This window comes from Spirosoma panaciterrae DSM 21099, from assembly GCF_000374025.1.
GTDB lineage: Bacteria > Bacteroidota > Bacteroidia > Cytophagales > Spirosomataceae > Spirosoma > Spirosoma panaciterrae.
The window spans coordinates 465,120-479,359 of the sequence record NZ_KB893173.1; the positions used below are offsets into that span (position 1 = coordinate 465,120).

At 48.3% G+C, this 14,240-nt stretch carries 14 protein-coding genes; 7 read left to right on the top strand and 7 right to left on the bottom strand.

What is annotated here, in order from left to right:
• Positions 1-91 precede the first annotated feature (91 nt).
• Together B153_RS0105445 and B153_RS0105450 are read right to left on the bottom strand one after the other, a co-directional pair.
• Positions 92-1,279: a hypothetical protein gene (locus tag B153_RS0105445; protein WP_020595668.1), complete on the bottom strand. Its 1,188-nt coding sequence runs from the start codon at positions 1,277-1,279 to the stop codon at positions 92-94.
• Complete coding sequence (locus B153_RS0105450) at positions 1,276-2,238, bottom strand: DUF2157 domain-containing protein (RefSeq protein WP_020595669.1); 963 nt, start codon at positions 2,236-2,238, stop codon at positions 1,276-1,278. The genes B153_RS0105445 and B153_RS0105450 overlap by 4 nt, the downstream gene beginning before the upstream one ends.
• 88 nt (positions 2,239-2,326) lie before the next feature.
• On the opposite strand from B153_RS0105450, the gene B153_RS0105455 reads away from it, so the two are divergent.
• Complete coding sequence (locus tag B153_RS0105455) at positions 2,327-4,015, top strand: VRR-NUC domain-containing protein (RefSeq protein ID WP_020595670.1); 1,689 nt, start codon at positions 2,327-2,329, stop codon at positions 4,013-4,015.
• 46 nt (positions 4,016-4,061) lie between these two features.
• Positions 4,062-4,310 (top strand): hypothetical protein, encoded by a 249-nt coding sequence (locus tag B153_RS0105460; protein ID WP_020595671.1) that lies wholly within the window; start codon positions 4,062-4,064, stop codon positions 4,308-4,310.
• A gap of 87 nt (positions 4,311-4,397) precedes the next feature.
• Here B153_RS0105460 and B153_RS0105465 read toward each other — a convergent pair whose 3' ends face one another.
• Positions 4,398-5,135 (bottom strand): class I SAM-dependent methyltransferase, encoded by a 738-nt coding sequence (locus B153_RS0105465; RefSeq protein WP_020595672.1) that lies wholly within the window; start codon positions 5,133-5,135, stop codon positions 4,398-4,400.
• A gap of 172 nt (positions 5,136-5,307) precedes the next feature.
• Between B153_RS0105465 and B153_RS0105470 the strand changes: the two genes are divergently transcribed.
• Positions 5,308-5,697 (top strand): c-type cytochrome, encoded by a 390-nt coding sequence (locus B153_RS0105470; protein ID WP_020595673.1) that lies wholly within the window; start codon positions 5,308-5,310, stop codon positions 5,695-5,697.
• Positions 5,698-5,784: 87 nt separating this feature from the next.
• Here the strand turns inward: B153_RS0105470 and rlmB are convergent, their stop codons facing one another.
• Both rlmB and B153_RS0105480 read right to left on the bottom strand, forming a co-directional pair.
• Positions 5,785-6,579: a 23S rRNA (guanosine(2251)-2'-O)-methyltransferase RlmB gene (gene rlmB, locus B153_RS0105475; RefSeq protein WP_020595674.1), complete on the bottom strand. Its 795-nt coding sequence runs from the start codon at positions 6,577-6,579 to the stop codon at positions 5,785-5,787.
• A gap of 78 nt (positions 6,580-6,657) precedes the next feature.
• A complete protein-coding gene (locus B153_RS0105480) occupies positions 6,658-8,097 on the bottom strand; it encodes a GWxTD domain-containing protein (RefSeq protein ID WP_020595675.1) in 1,440 nt (479 codons plus the stop codon).
• 216 nt (positions 8,098-8,313) lie between these two features.
• Between B153_RS0105480 and B153_RS0105485 the strand changes: the two genes are divergently transcribed.
• The gene (locus B153_RS0105485) at positions 8,314-9,081 is read left to right on the top strand and encodes a class I SAM-dependent methyltransferase (protein WP_020595676.1); all 768 of its coding nucleotides are present in this window, start codon (positions 8,314-8,316) and stop codon (positions 9,079-9,081) included.
• A gap of 301 nt (positions 9,082-9,382) precedes the next feature.
• A complete protein-coding gene (locus tag B153_RS0105490) occupies positions 9,383-10,231 on the top strand; it encodes a hypothetical protein (RefSeq protein WP_020595677.1) in 849 nt (282 codons plus the stop codon).
• 71 nt (positions 10,232-10,302) lie between these two features.
• On the opposite strand, the gene B153_RS0105495 is transcribed toward B153_RS0105490, so the two are convergent.
• The gene (locus B153_RS0105495; protein ID WP_020595678.1) at positions 10,303-11,643 is read right to left on the bottom strand and encodes a DUF4249 domain-containing protein; all 1,341 of its coding nucleotides are present in this window, start codon (positions 11,641-11,643) and stop codon (positions 10,303-10,305) included.
• 105 nt (positions 11,644-11,748) lie between these two features.
• On the bottom strand, positions 11,749-12,720 hold the full coding sequence (locus B153_RS0105500; protein WP_020595679.1) for a threonine ammonia-lyase: 972 nt from the start codon (positions 12,718-12,720) through the stop codon (positions 11,749-11,751).
• A 102-nt stretch (positions 12,721-12,822) separates the two neighbouring features.
• On the opposite strand from B153_RS0105500, the gene B153_RS0105505 reads away from it, so the two are divergent.
• Both B153_RS0105505 and B153_RS0105510 read left to right on the top strand, forming a co-directional pair.
• Positions 12,823-13,716 (top strand): sterol desaturase family protein, encoded by an 894-nt coding sequence (locus tag B153_RS0105505; protein ID WP_040760882.1) that lies wholly within the window; start codon positions 12,823-12,825, stop codon positions 13,714-13,716.
• A gap of 218 nt (positions 13,717-13,934) precedes the next feature.
• Entirely contained in the window at positions 13,935-14,234 is a 300-nt protein-coding gene (locus B153_RS0105510; protein ID WP_020595681.1) for a YXWGXW repeat-containing protein, read from the top strand.
• The last annotated feature ends 6 nt before the right edge of the window (positions 14,235-14,240 follow it).

A 14,240-nucleotide genomic window follows, 5' to 3' on the forward strand; every position in this document is an offset into this window, starting at 1 on the left:
AGGTAATTCGCAGGGTTGTAAAGTCGCTTGGGTATGGGTCCATGCGCTTTTCTCCGAAACCGCCATCCCAACTTTCCAGCATTTTTACACCTCAGTAGGTACCTTCACTACCCCCACCTCCAAAATTCCCACCACCAAAACGCAAATCGTTTTTGGGTTGCTGGGCTGCTCCGGCTGCCTGAACAGCCGCAACGGTTGCTGCATTCAGGAAAAACGCATCGGGCGAATCATCATCCGGGGCATCGGTAAAGCCATATTTTGGTTCACTCAAGTAGCGAATACACCCTACGGCAATCCCGATCAGAAGGAATCCTCCAATTGTCAGAGCAACGTTGAGAGGCACCAGAGCGGTATAGTCATGCAGGGTTATAACCGCAGCGATTAAGCCAAGAACACCCAGAATCAGCAGCATTCGATTCCGCCTGCGCAATCCCTGCCACAAATAAATCCCCGGAATCAAAAACGTCAATACCCAGAATAACCACGCCAGCGAAATCTGGGGAGCTTCTGACAAATGTAGGCTGGTTGGACTAGCCCGAAGCAACAAGCCATTCAACTCACGAACCACGAAATAATTACCACTGGCGGCCAACACAACGAGTGAAATCCACTGAGCCAGATTAAGTGGATCGGTATAATACACCTCTCTGGGATTTTGTAGCATAAATTGTCTGACGGTCAGGTAAATCAATACCGAAATACCCATCATAACAAAGGGCAATGCATCTTTCCCCCAACTATAGTTTAGCAATCCATCGAAAATGCCCGTATAAAACGTACCGAGCGTAAAAAGTGCTATCAGGGTGTCGCCAAAATAAATCAGGACCAGGACGAGTACAGGAAGTGTTAAAAAGCAATGCTCGGCTGTCGATAGCCCGTTGGGCAATAGCTGGTTAAAACCAAATGCCAGAAAACCCGCTGTAGTGACCACAAACGCATTATCGATCCCGTTCCGATACAGCAACTTGCGCTTAATGAGGAATTGTCCGACTACCCCTATCCCGATCCCTGATAAGATATTGAAGAGGGCATAGGTTGTTGACACGGAAAAGATCGAAAACATACTGGCCGGTAATAAGTAGCAGGCTAGTATGGCTACCGTTGTGAACAAAAACAGACCGATTTCAAGAAAACCGTTCGTCTGGCGAAATTCGACGGGATAGGTATTCCGAATCGCTTCCATCTGATTGTCTGAGATCAGTTGCTGCCGATGCCAGCGTTCGGCCTGTGCCAGAACCTCCCGGTTATAAATCCACTGCTCGTTATAAGCCTTTATCATTTCGCACTGCGTTTAGGTAGCTGGCTCATCAGGTAATATACCAGGGCAATACCGGTCAAAATAAAATACCAGTAATACGCTTCATCGTCCAGATGCAAATAGTGGAAAAACAGATAGGTAGCTCCAATATATCCATACACCACGCTCATCAGCAGAAACAGGAACGACTGCTCCTGCCGGGCAAACCGATCCAACACAACACAAGCCGCAGCCAGGCCGACCGTAAATCCAATACGCAGCTCATCAAAATTGAATAGTCCGCCCAACAGGGCCACCATCAGCAGGTTACCGGCCATGGTCAGATAGGTATAGGTAAAGTGCGCTTTGATCTGTTTCCGCTGTAGCCCAAGCGCCACGGCAATCAATACCAGCGATAGACCGATTGCTGAAAAGACGGTAGTCCGATCAAAAAAGTTGGTTTTAAAATACAGTTCAAGTGGCCGAACAGTAACCCCTACCCACGAAATCAACGCCGTTAGAGCCATTCCCAAAATACCCCGATGATCAAACCGATACGCAATTGGCAGAAATAGTAAAGCAGGCAGGAGGGTCACCAAACCATATCGTTCACCAAACACGTTGTATGCATACTGGGCATAACCTTCGAGGGTGAGAAACAACAGGCAAGCCAGAATCAGGGCATAATCGCCAAATGTAGATCGGCTTTTTGTTTCGCGAAGGGTCCAGTCGGGTCGGTACCGCCAGGCAAAGAAAAAGCTCCCGAAGCAAGCCGAAGCAATAGCTACCAGTAACGCTCCGTGGCCAATTTGATCGAAGTTATCATACACCAGCAACCCTAAACCCGAACTCAGCAACAGGATGCCGATATACAACATGGATCGAAGCTCCCAGTGAACAGAAAATGGCTTTTCTCGTTCAATAGCGGCTATTTTAACCTGCTGATCTGCTGGCAAAATACCTTGCTTATTCAACTCAGTAAGCACGTCGGCTGGGGACATAAACACTTGTTTTTTTGTTATATTAAGCAGGTGGGAACCACGCAGGGTGGTGGCTCTCCATCGGTATGCCGCATCACCGCTTTACCACATGGTTGGACGACAAAAAGTTATACTTACCCCTCGTTATTACCTCGACAATTTCCGGTATGTGCTGGACTTTGTCAAACGGCTCTACGGTAGTTTATTAAACGAAGCTGAATGGGCTTTTGTGCATCGGTTCGAAGCCCTCAGCCTGGATGCACAATGTTTATATGTACGATTCAGCAACCGCAAAGGACTCTTTTTTCGCGTAAACAAACTACAGTATGCTGAAATAACTGACCTACCGGCTGCGGCCAGCGAACTCCTCAACGCTGGTTTTATTGAGCCACTATCTGCCAGTCACACACATTTAGGTGAAGAGGCTCTGGGCGTTTTCACCAAACCGGAACTTCTCGAGCTTCTGCCACTCGAACCTGAAGAAATCAGGCCATTAGCGAAAGAGAAGAAGGAAACTGTCATTCGGTATGCCCTGCAAGAACTGGATTTCGGCGAAATTGTTACGAGCCTGACTACGCATGAAACAGTCGTCAAGATGAATTTCGAAGCCGAAGGTATGATGATCAAATACCTGTTTTTTGGCAACCGAAGCGGCAGCATGACGGAGTTTGTTGTGCGCGATCTGGGCATGGTTAACTTCGAGCGGTACGACGAAAGTAAACTTACGGCACGCTTCCGAACCCGCAAAGAGGTAGAAGACAAGCTGCTTATCTCGCTCACCAACGAAGAATTCCACGATCTGAAAGAAGCCGAGACCCCAGCCGACGATATTTACAATTGGTTTCTGAACTGGAATGAAACCCGTCCTGAACTAACCGAAATCGCTATTCCGGGTTATCAGAAACTGGTATGCCGAGTAGGCGGTTTTCTGGAACGACAGAAATTGCCAGAGCAGGCCCTGTCGGTATACGAACTCTCTGACCGGGTACCTGCCCGCGAGCGTCGTGTCCGGCTGTTGTTCCGCAATGGGTCTGTCGATGAAGCCCTGGCGCTCTGCGACGAAATCGCTCTGAATCCACTCAATGCAGAGGAACGGTATTTTGCGAACGACTTCCGGGATAAGATTCTGAGTGTGGGCGAAAAAAAACGCCCTCGTAAAGCCACAACCCGCTTCCTGCTCGATGCGGAGAGTGTCAACATTCCGGTGGCCTATCGACATCATGTGGAAGCGGGGGTCATGAATTACTACCTGGAGCAGGAATTCGATGCCGCCTTTACTGAAAACTACCCCTGGCGTGGTCTGTTCGGACTGGTTTTCTGGGACATTATCTATGATGCGAACGTATCGGCTATTCACCATCCGCTCCAACGCGCTCCATCGGATTTCTATCTACCCGACTTTTACCTGAAACGTGAAGATTTACTAAAAAAACGTCTGGCTGAACTAACCACTCCCGACGACTGGCGACGGCATACCGGCCGGATGTTCAACGCAAAATACGGCATTACGAACGTACTGGTCGACTGGTCAGACGAGTTATTGACGCTAGTCCAGCGTATTATCGACCTATTGTCGGTTGATCAATTACGGCTGATTCTTCTGGAAATGGCCCGCAACGTACGCGAACATACACGCGGTTTTCCGGATCTGCTGATCTGGAGCGAACAGGGCCAATATGAATTTGTTGAAGTCAAATCCCCGACTGACCACCTTGGCCCTCAGCAACTTCACTGGTTAGAATTTTTTCAAACAATTGGTGTACATGGAAAGGTGGTACGCGTAATTTGGGAAGCCTAGTTGTCAAATAATTTCATGTTTTCGTGACTAAATTGATCGATTCGACATGAAAATAATTCGCCAATATGCCTTCCCTCACGACCAAGTCATTCAAGTAAAGGTTCCAAAAGAATTCGATGAGCAACAAGTTGAAATCCAGGTGATTCTTGTTGAGGATCCTGACCACCCAAAAAACGTGAAGAATGGTACTGGACTAGGGCATTTAGTGGGGAAATACAAGCACTATACGCAGCAGCAAAACGAAGCTATAGATCAGGAAATACGCGATTTTGAGAGATTCATAGGAAAGACCTAGCTCATAGATATGAATATTGTTACCAAAACAATGCGTGGTCAGCTTTCCTGAGCATACTCAGTTTGAAATCCATCAATCAGTTAAAAATCAAACCCGTCCGACGCGCAAGAAAATCGGAAACCGGACCTCACGCTCCCCATTTCCCCAATCCTGCTGCAACTGCTGTCCTAACTCCGTAACCGGGTCCGCTTCATTTTCATGGATATACTGCCTCACAGCCGACCACGTCCGCAGGTAGTTCAGAAAGCGCTCCAGCGGCCAAAAACGGCTGGCCGTAAATCGTTCGCGTCTGGCATCCGCAAAGGAAAATGGTAAACTCTCGTACGCATGGTCGATGTGCTTCCGCTGGGGGTCCCAGTAAGGTCCTATCCGATTACGGTAGAAATCGACCAGAACCGGGTCCAGGTCGGGGCCGATCTGGGCTAGCCCGTACCCCCATTCCGCAAGAACAGCGCCGGGCTTCGCTACCCGTCGAACTTCCTGGTGAAACGCCTGGATGTCGAACCAGTGAATCGCCTGCGCCACAGTAATTAAATCGAATGTGTGATCTGCGAAAGGAGTATGCTCAGCCATTGAGAGCTGATACTGAATGTTCGGTTTCTTTACCGCTTCAGCCAATTGTTTTTCGCTCATATCCGTAGCCTCAACCTGCGTAAACAAATCGGCCAGCGCACCCGCAACCTGTCCATTGCCAGTGGCGCAATCCCATGCTATCTGGCGATTATGGACATACTGCAGGATGTAATCATACAAATCGGCAGGATAATCGATTCGGTATTGAGCGTACAAGTCGGCGTGGCCGGAAAAACGATCGAGCGGTTGCATACATTTTATTTTAGCAAATATTAAACGTTTTGGTAGAAGAACGATCTAATAAGTAGTTTATAGGAAAAACCGTAGCCAAAATTGGGTTATCATTCGAAACCATCTATTTTTGCGCGACTGACCTTGTAACGTAATAAAATTCGTTTTTTCCATTTATCGCTTACCGATTCTTATGAAAAAATTCTTTGGCCTTCTTATCGCTTCGGCTTCGCTGGCCGTAGCCTCCTTCGATGCTAACGCTCAGGCGCCAGCCGATATTCCGGCAGATATGAACGCCCTGATGACTAAATACACCTGTATTGCCTGCCACCGCCCCAATCAAAAACTGGTCGGTCCAGCCTATGCCGATGTAGCAAAGAAAAAATATTCGAACGAGGAGATTGTAAAGCTGATTTATACCCCTGTTCCATCGCACTGGCCGGGTTATCCACCGATGGCTCCAATGACACAGGTGCCGAAGGAAGATGCCATGAAACTGGCTGTATGGATTAACTCGCTTGATGGTGGTTCGAAAACCACGACCAAGAAAACCACCACGAAAAAGACGACCAAGAAGTCTTAATCGCGTACTGGTCCATTCGTCCATAAAAAAGGCGTTCCAAATCGTTGGGACGCCTTTTTTATAATCAGACTTTACCTAATTCGACGACTAAACAGCCACCTGCTGGCTTCGCTGACGCACGGCTTCGTACAAAATTACCCCCGTTGCAACCGACACATTGAGAGATCCAACCGCGCCCAGGAGTGGAATTTTCACGTGAGCATCGGCCATTCGAAGTAGTTCGGGCGATATACCATCTTCTTCCGAACCCATAATTACGGCAATTGGCCCGGTAAGATCGGTAGTGCGTTCGTATAGATCCCGGCTCGATTTTTCGGTACAGGCTACTACGGTAATTCCGCTTTCCTGAAGGTATTTTACAGTTTCGGTCAGTTCGGGCTCCCGACAAACCGAAATATGGTTCAAGGCGCCCGACGAGGTTTTCATAGCATCCGAATTAATTGCTGCTGCCCCACGTCCGGGTATTACAATACACTGCACCCCCGTACACTCAGCCGTACGAGCGATGGCGCCGAAATTCCGTACATCAGTAATACGATCCAGCAATAGGATAAATGGCTGTTCACCCCGTTCGTACACATCCGCAATCACATTCGACAACTTAACATACTGAACCTGAGCCACCAGGCAAATTACTCCCTGATGGTTTTTACGAGTCATCCGATCCAGCTTCTCGACGGGTACGCGCTGAATGGTCACCCGGTTCTGGAAAGCCAGGTTCTGGATGTCGGGGTTGCTCAACCCCTTTTCCATGTATAATTTGTCGATCTGCTGGTCAGACCGGAGAGTTTCGATAACCGATTGAATACCGAACACCATTTCGTCGGGCTGTGGACGAAATTGAGGGCGAGGCCTAAAATTGCGTTTGAATTGCTGGGGCATTATTTGAATAGATGATGCATGCTATACGATAGATGATGAAAGCTGACACGCATACATCATAATCCTGTATCATACATTTTAATCACGGATGGTGCCGGTTCGCCATGCTTCTACAATGGGATACCAGATTGGCTGATATTCAATGTAGCGCACCAGTTCATAATGATCTTCTACGAATTGATTGGGTTTCTTGGTAAACGTAAAATTCACTTCTGAAACATTGGCCCGGCGATTATAAACCCATACTTCGCGCTCCCGGTTCCGTTGCACCCGATCGGGCGGCCCCAGTACGATGTAAATCATACCTTTATCCGTTTTCCAGCCCTCTTTATAGGTGGTAAACAGGCGGTTCGCTTCTTCTACCCGGTCGAAGTAAGCCTTCAACGTTCGTTTAGCCACCTCTTCATTGCCTGCCATCAGGCTCAACCAATATTTGTCGAAAGCTTTTTTGGTATCCTGAGCCTGATTCAATTCGCTGATTTCAGTGCTGGTGCTCATGTACAATACCGGCTTGATCAGCTTCTCAGGGCGGGTCAGTTTGGGGAAGCGTTTGTCGGCAACCACCAACCCAATACCGGCGGCATCCGTAGTATCTTCTACAAAATAATACAAGCCTTCATGCGGTAGCACAAACGGCTGGTTCGTAGTAATCGTCAGGGTTGAATCGATGCTCAGTGATTTGGATGTGGGTTTGGGCGACGTATTCATGGGTGAGGAAGCCGCATCAAAATCGTGCCGATACCGAACCCCGTATAAAGGCTTGTTGGTACCACTCACATCCCGAAGAATGATGGTATCGCCTACATTCGCAAAATTTCGTAACTGGGGTTGAATGCCTCGTTTATCGAACAGGGTAACCCGGTCGCTCAGCTTGGTCCCAGTGAATCGTAATGAAAGGTCGTTACGAGCCTTCGTGCCATTCATGGTTTCGGTAATTTCCGTTAATAGAACAGCATTAGCCACGCCTTTGGGCCGTTTGACCTCAAAGGTCAACGTCAGATGATCGGAAGCGACACCTACATTCTGCGTCGACAAAGGCACCGTCGAATACCCCAATCGCTCGCGGTTGTTGTAGTCGGGATACATGACGTAAGCGATCTGAAAATGCTCCACAAAATCGCTGGGTTTCTGAACAGCCTCTCCCGTTGGGGTTTTGGCCGTGAGGTCCATGTACACGCGTACCGTTGACGAGTCGACGAACAGAAACTTGCCTTTTATGGAAGTGACCACCCACTCTCCGCCTTTCATCGACATGGCTGGCCCCGTGCCAATAGCCGAAGCATCGGCCGCCTTCACCGGAGCAGGCGTCTGAACCGTCGCCGGACGCGAATCGGCTGGCTGAGCGGTTCCATCAGCGCGTTGCGAATCGCCAAGGCGAACCGTTGGTTTGCTGGATTGATTTCGTTGAGCTTCGGTGCGGGCATCGTAGGCAGCATTAATACGTGCCTGTTCCTTTTTTTTGTTGCTGGCACAGCCACACAACAAACCTAGTAAAAGTAAAAAAGACAGAATTCGCATAAACAAACGTGTATCTCGGACGAATGTTGGCAAGGTTTTGTTCCGCAAATGCGTTCCCGAACCGGATCAGGAATCACAGTTTATTGATAACGAAAAAACTGGGGCATTCGACTTATGTACCCTATCATTTTTCTTTCGAATTGCAAAAGAGTAATTTTGTCGATTCAATTGCAATAGTCGCTGGTTACTGATTCATACCCGCGTCCCTAATCGATCATGTACAAAACTACAGAAATAACCTCCGCCGAAATAGCTTCCGACAATCCCGTTCATCAGCGTCTGCTGTTTCCTTACGTCGAAGCGGCTCAAATGGTCAGCGGCAACGTACTCGAAATTGGCTGTGGCTGGGGCCGGGGACTCGAATTACTTACTAAAGCGGCTACTCATTATACAGGTATCGACAAGAATCAGGACCTGATCAACGCCCTTCAGGCCGAATACCCTCAATCAACGTTTATTTCAGCAAACATTCCTCCATTACGTACCCTTGCCGATAATACGTTCGATTATATTGTAACGTTTCAGGTCATTGAACATATCGAGAACGATGATCTGTTCGTGAAAGAGGCCCACCGCGTGTTAAAACCCGGCGGCAAACTTCTGCTCACTACAGTCAACAAAAGTTTTTCACTCACCCGCAACCCCTGGCACGTACGGGAATACTATGCCGACGGGCTTAAAGATCTGATCACCAAATACTTCTCAAAAATCGAGACGAAGGGGATACATGGTAATGACAAGGTGATGACTTATTACGAGCAAAATAAAGAGTCGGTTAAAAAACTAACCCGCTTCGATATTTTCAATCTTCAGTACCGCCTGCCCCGCCGTTTGCTGCAAGTTCCCTACGACCTGATGAATCGACTGAACCGGAATCGGCTCCTCCAGGCCGACGGATTGGCGGCTCAGATCAACTATACTGATTATCTGGTAAGCCAGGACCCCGCCGGGAGCCTCGATTTCTTCTACATCGCCACAAAGTAATCAGTCGTTTATATAGTTCATCAACTATTAGTATAGTTCATATACTATTAGTATATGAACTATACTAATAGTATATTTCATACATTCATTTGTAATAGACCGTAAGGAGTCTATTAAGAAGCAGCCTTGTCCCTCAAAATAAGGGTTTTAGGGCTGCTCTATACTTTTTTGCCGTATTTCTAAATCGCATAAATAAATCAAATTCTTTTCAATACCGATTCAGTCAATACTTATTTCACATCACGCGATGAACTATTCCTCTTCTGTTCTATCTCACCTTTGCCAACAGATAAACCAATGGATGCAAATACGTCCTGTTCTTAAAACGATTGCCCAATTAGTTGTATTCTCTCTGCTATGCCTGGGATTTGTCAGTTGCACTGACACTGACCGGGTTGACCCTGTAAGGCTACGGTTAAAACAAGTCAATGGAACACTCCCCGACTCTCCTTTTCGTATCAATACGACCTATACCTATGATAGTCTGAATCGGCTTAGCACCATTGCCCGGGCCGACAGCAGTTTCACTACCATTTCCTATAACAACCCGGATAAACAATACATTTTTTATGTCGATTACAGTGGCAATGATCGAACGCGGGGAGCCCTGACCTTGATTGATCCATATAAGCTGGATCAAACTACTATCCGAGGGCTACAATATTATTTTGGTGGAAAATTCAACCCTGAAGCCACAACTACCAGTCTTTACAATGGAACTGGCATTGCTTTGAAAACGCATTTTAACGACTTTATTTATACGCTGGATACTACCAGTAAGCATTTGATTCAATATAGTTCGTTTATTCCTCCTCATCACGACAAATATTCCAAATCGGATTACGTATACACGAAGGACAATATCACGTTAGCTACTAATACATATTTTGTTGCCTCTACCGACCTCATTCAATCCAAGAGTGAAATCTCTTACATGTATGATACGAATCCCAATCCTTACTCCGGACTGTTCGATCTCAATATTGCCCCTGAATTTCGTTTCAGTCGGAATAATGTAACTAAACGATTGCAGGGTAACCTCACTTCTGATTACACCTATGTGTATAACCAGCAAGGTTTACCCATTAAACGCACGGAGACCCGGAATGGAAGTACGTATGTGCTAAATTACTCTTACGAAGAATACTAAACAAACACTTACTAATCAGGCCCGAACCACCCATCTAACCTACGGGAAATAGCTTTTGTAGCTATCAAAACTTAATCCCGCCATCCTTCTGGCTTGAACGGGGTTTGATTATCCGTCAGTAAACAGGGAGCCAATGGGGGCCGGTCGGCATTGGGCCAGAGCCTGACTTTGGCTTTGTCGCGGTCTTTCAAATAGGGTGGCGATGGCTCAGGGTTAGGCTGTCGACCATTGACGGCAAAAAAAAGCCCATCACCAGTTGGTGTATAGGCCCCTGGGCGTCGGGTCGTATCGAAGGGTGCCGTTGCACCATAAGCCAGTGCGCCCTGCGTATCCTTCCGATCCAGCCAGTAATGTACCAGTGAAACCGCCGAAGCCGAGAAGTAGCCAACCACGCCCGTCTGTGGACGACCTACCTGATGAACATTACCTACCAGAGCCGTTGGCGGTGTATCGGCCAGTCCACCCGTATGCTGCGTCTGTTCCTGAAAGCGTTTGTAGTATTGATAGGCATCGGCCGTTAACGAATACTGGCGAATATCGACCAAACCGGGTGCGTAATCATAAAATGGTACCTGGGCTACTCGCTGCTGACGAATTAGTGCCCCATTACTCAATTTATCGTCGAGCACAACGATGTCGTAGCCATTGATAATTTGCCAGCAGGGTGTTCGACAGCCGTAATCATAGATCCAGTCTTCATTCGGCACCTCCGGAGCTTCTTCACCTGCCTTACCAGCTCGAGGGCTAAAACAATCTTCATACAACTCAGTGCCTGTTACGAAGTAGTCGCGATCCTTATACACGTTTGGCAAGACTTTGTACATAGCATAAACACCCTGCCGACAGCTATGACACCAATTTTGCCGCTCCCATAGTTTCCATTCCCAGCGGTAATAATTGTGCTCACTAGCCGGGTCCTGAGTATCAATAAAGATGTCGTGAGCTGCCGTAAACCCCTTTAGCTGGGTCGATGACAAACTGTTGGGATTAAATGTCACGTGTACGCCTGCAATGGGTGCAACAGCCGACATCTCCTGCCGGGTCGACACATACTGGCTTCCGTCCGCAAGGGTAAACCGAAGTTGGTAAGTATGGCCAACCTGCCCTTTGAAATCACTGGGAAGCTGATAACTCCCATCCAGGGTTTCATGACACTCGATGGTTTGAACCGAGTCGACTATCACCGAAACGGTGGCATCAGTTATGGGGACGGTACTGTACTGACCCGTTAGTCGATCGGCCTGGGCTCGCTTGAGTTTAATGATCTGGGGTTCGGCCCGGTCGGTAATTGTGCCATCTACGATCAGAATGGTGGCCGTTACGTATTGGGTTAACTCCTCTGGGTAAATACAGGCCAGCGGTAACACCAGGGCCAGACCATAAACCAGTAAAAAGCGGAACGTTGAGCGCATAAGTGGATACGAATTAATTCTAAAACCACCCTGCCCATGTATTCTACTTTCGAAATCAGATCACTATGTTCACTCTTTCATACTACTCGCAAAATGCGCATCCGTTCAGAACGGCAGCTTCCCCAGATCGACATTCCCACCCGTAATGATAATACCAATTTTTTGGCCTGCGAACTGGTCTTTATGTTTCAGCACAGCCGCTAACGGCACCGCACTCGATGGTTCGATCACGATCTTCATCCGTTCCCAAACCAGTCGCATGGCCCCACTAATTTCCGCATCTGAAACCGTTAGTACGTCCGCTACGTGTGTCCGGATAATGGCCAGTGTCCGCTCGCTCAAGGTAGTCATCAGGCCATCGGCAATGGTATTGATAAACGGAGCTTTTTCAACCCTACCCGTTCGGAACGACAATACGGCATCGGCCGCCCCTTCGGGTTCAGCCGCAATCACGCGCGTACCCGGCGACAGGTAGTGGGTGGCTAAAGCCGTACCACTCAACAAACCTCCCCCGCCTACGGGAGCCAGAATGGTATCGAAGGGTATGGCCTGGTGTTCGCTCCCATACTTTTCCATACCCGCATCCTCGATCAGTTCTTTCGTGGCCGTGGCTTGCCCGGCAATAACCCGATCATCATCAAAGGGATGCACCAGTACGGCTCCGGTTCGTTCCATTACCTCCCGAACACCGGCTTCGCGGGCTTCGAGCGTGGGCTCACATTCAATCACTTCGGCTCCATACCCCAGCACAGCCTCTTTCTTCACTTTTGGTGCTGTTCGGGGCATGACAATATAGGCCGGAAGTCCGACTTGCCGAGCGGCAAACGCAACAGCCTGCGCGTGATTGCCCGATGAATGCGTTGTGATCGCCTGCCCTTCCTGATGCTGCACCACCTGCAAGATGGCATTCAGCCCACCCCGTGCTTTAAAAGCTCCTATTTTCTGAAAATTCTCACACTTAAAAAACAGGCTGGCTCCTGCCAGGTCGTTGATAGTCTGATTGGTCAATACAGGTGTGCGGTGAATGTAAGGCCGGATACGGTCGTGAGCCTCACAGATAGTATCGAATGAAATCATGGAAATGACAGGGACTAAAGCGACCAAATTACAAAGAAACCCCGCTTGATCGCATCGTCCAAATCAGATAAGTCAGTAACTTGCATGAAAGCAAGATTAAATATGAGAGATTTGATTCAACTCGCTATTCCAGGGTTTGTCATTCTGTTAGTTACCGAGGTAATCGTAACGGCGATCCAGCATAAGGATTACTACGTTACCAGGGATACCGCCAGCAGTTTGTCGATGGGTATCGGCAATGTGATCATCAGTGCGCTGATTGGTAAAGCGCTGGTTTTTGGCGCATTTACGCTGGTATATAATTTTCGCCTGTTTACGATTGACATGACGAAGTGGTGGGCCTGGGGGATTCTGTTCTTTGCCGAGGATTTTAGCTATTACTGGTTTCATCGAATCAGCCACAGCAGTCGTTTCTTCTGGGCATCGCACGTTGTGCATCACTCCTCCATGAAATACAACCTGGGCACGGCTCTCCGGCAAACCTGGACAGGCAACCTTTCGGGGGCATTCATTTTCTGGCTGTGGCTACCCCTGGTTGGCTTTCCGCCCATTGCCATCATGACTATGCAGTCGATCAGTCTACTGTATCAGTTCTGGATCCATACCGAACTCATCAATAAGTTTCCAGCTCCGATCGAAGCCATTTTCAATACCCCTTCGCACCACCGTGTGCATCACGGTTCCGACCTGGATTATCTCGACAAAAATCACGCGGGTATTCTTATTATTTGGGATCGCCTGTTTGGAACGTTTCAGGAAGAGCATCATCGGCCAACCTACGGGCTAACAACCAATATCAATACCCATAATCCGGTTCGCATTGCTTTCCATGAATGGATATCGATCGGACAGGATCTGCGTCGGTCCCGCTCCATTCGCGACGTGTTTGGCTATCTTTTCGGCCCTCCCGGCTGGAGTCATGATGGTTCACGAAAAACAACGAAACAATTGCGGGCCCAGCAAAAAGCGATTAGTCAGGCAAAGGTTGAGGTCTGATAAGTACGCTCAATACACGAAGATGGGCGGATGCACAAACGGTTTTGCGTCCGCCCATCTTCGTGTATATGGGGTATTCGTCCAATCCTTTTAAACCTATCAGGTGTTCTGTATTCTAATGAATAAAAACAGCGTAAATAACCTGTTGACGTCAGCCTGAACGATCATTCATTTGCTGATGCATTTAGGCTTGAGTCGACCTTAACTTCACATTCGTTATGAAAATCGCCTTAAAAAGTCTGCTGTTGACGGCCCTGGTCATGAGCACACTATCGTTTGCAGAAGCGCAGATTTATGTTCGTCATCGACCCATGGCTCCCCGAGTTGTCATTGCTCGGCCTCCAGCCCCTTCGCCCCGGCATGTATGGGTTCGGAATAATTGGGCGCCCTATGGACAAAGCTACCGCTGGCAGGGTGGTTACTGGGTAGCTCCTCCTCGCCCTCGGGCTATATGGGTGCCCGGCCACTGGGCGCTTCATCGTCGTGGGTATGTCTGGATGCCTGGTTACTGGCGATAATCTTAG

Bases quoted from the DNA above. Each gene is read 5' to 3' on its own strand.
- B153_RS0105445 (WP_020595668.1), bottom strand. From the start codon at position 1,279: ATGATAAAGGCTTATAACGAGCAGTGGATTTATAACCGGGAGGTTCTG.
- B153_RS0105450 (WP_020595669.1), bottom strand. From the start codon at position 2,238: ATGTCCCCAGCCGACGTGCTTACTGAGTTGAATAAGCAAGGTATTTTG.
- B153_RS0105455 (WP_020595670.1), top strand. From the start codon at position 2,327: ATGGTTGGACGACAAAAAGTTATACTTACCCCTCGTTATTACCTCGAC.
- B153_RS0105460 (WP_020595671.1), top strand. From the start codon at position 4,062: ATGAAAATAATTCGCCAATATGCCTTCCCTCACGACCAAGTCATTCAA.
- B153_RS0105465 (WP_020595672.1), bottom strand. From the start codon at position 5,135: ATGCAACCGCTCGATCGTTTTTCCGGCCACGCCGACTTGTACGCTCAA.
- B153_RS0105470 (WP_020595673.1), top strand. From the start codon at position 5,308: ATGAAAAAATTCTTTGGCCTTCTTATCGCTTCGGCTTCGCTGGCCGTA.
- rlmB (WP_020595674.1), bottom strand. From the start codon at position 6,579: ATGCCCCAGCAATTCAAACGCAATTTTAGGCCTCGCCCTCAATTTCGT.
- B153_RS0105480 (WP_020595675.1), bottom strand. From the start codon at position 8,097: ATGCGAATTCTGTCTTTTTTACTTTTACTAGGTTTGTTGTGTGGCTGT.
- B153_RS0105485 (WP_020595676.1), top strand. From the start codon at position 8,314: ATGTACAAAACTACAGAAATAACCTCCGCCGAAATAGCTTCCGACAAT.
- B153_RS0105490 (WP_020595677.1), top strand. From the start codon at position 9,383: ATGCAAATACGTCCTGTTCTTAAAACGATTGCCCAATTAGTTGTATTC.
- B153_RS0105495 (WP_020595678.1), bottom strand. From the start codon at position 11,643: ATGCGCTCAACGTTCCGCTTTTTACTGGTTTATGGTCTGGCCCTGGTG.
- B153_RS0105500 (WP_020595679.1), bottom strand. From the start codon at position 12,720: ATGATTTCATTCGATACTATCTGTGAGGCTCACGACCGTATCCGGCCT.
- B153_RS0105505 (WP_040760882.1), top strand. From the start codon at position 12,823: ATGAGAGATTTGATTCAACTCGCTATTCCAGGGTTTGTCATTCTGTTA.
- B153_RS0105510 (WP_020595681.1), top strand. From the start codon at position 13,935: ATGAAAATCGCCTTAAAAAGTCTGCTGTTGACGGCCCTGGTCATGAGC.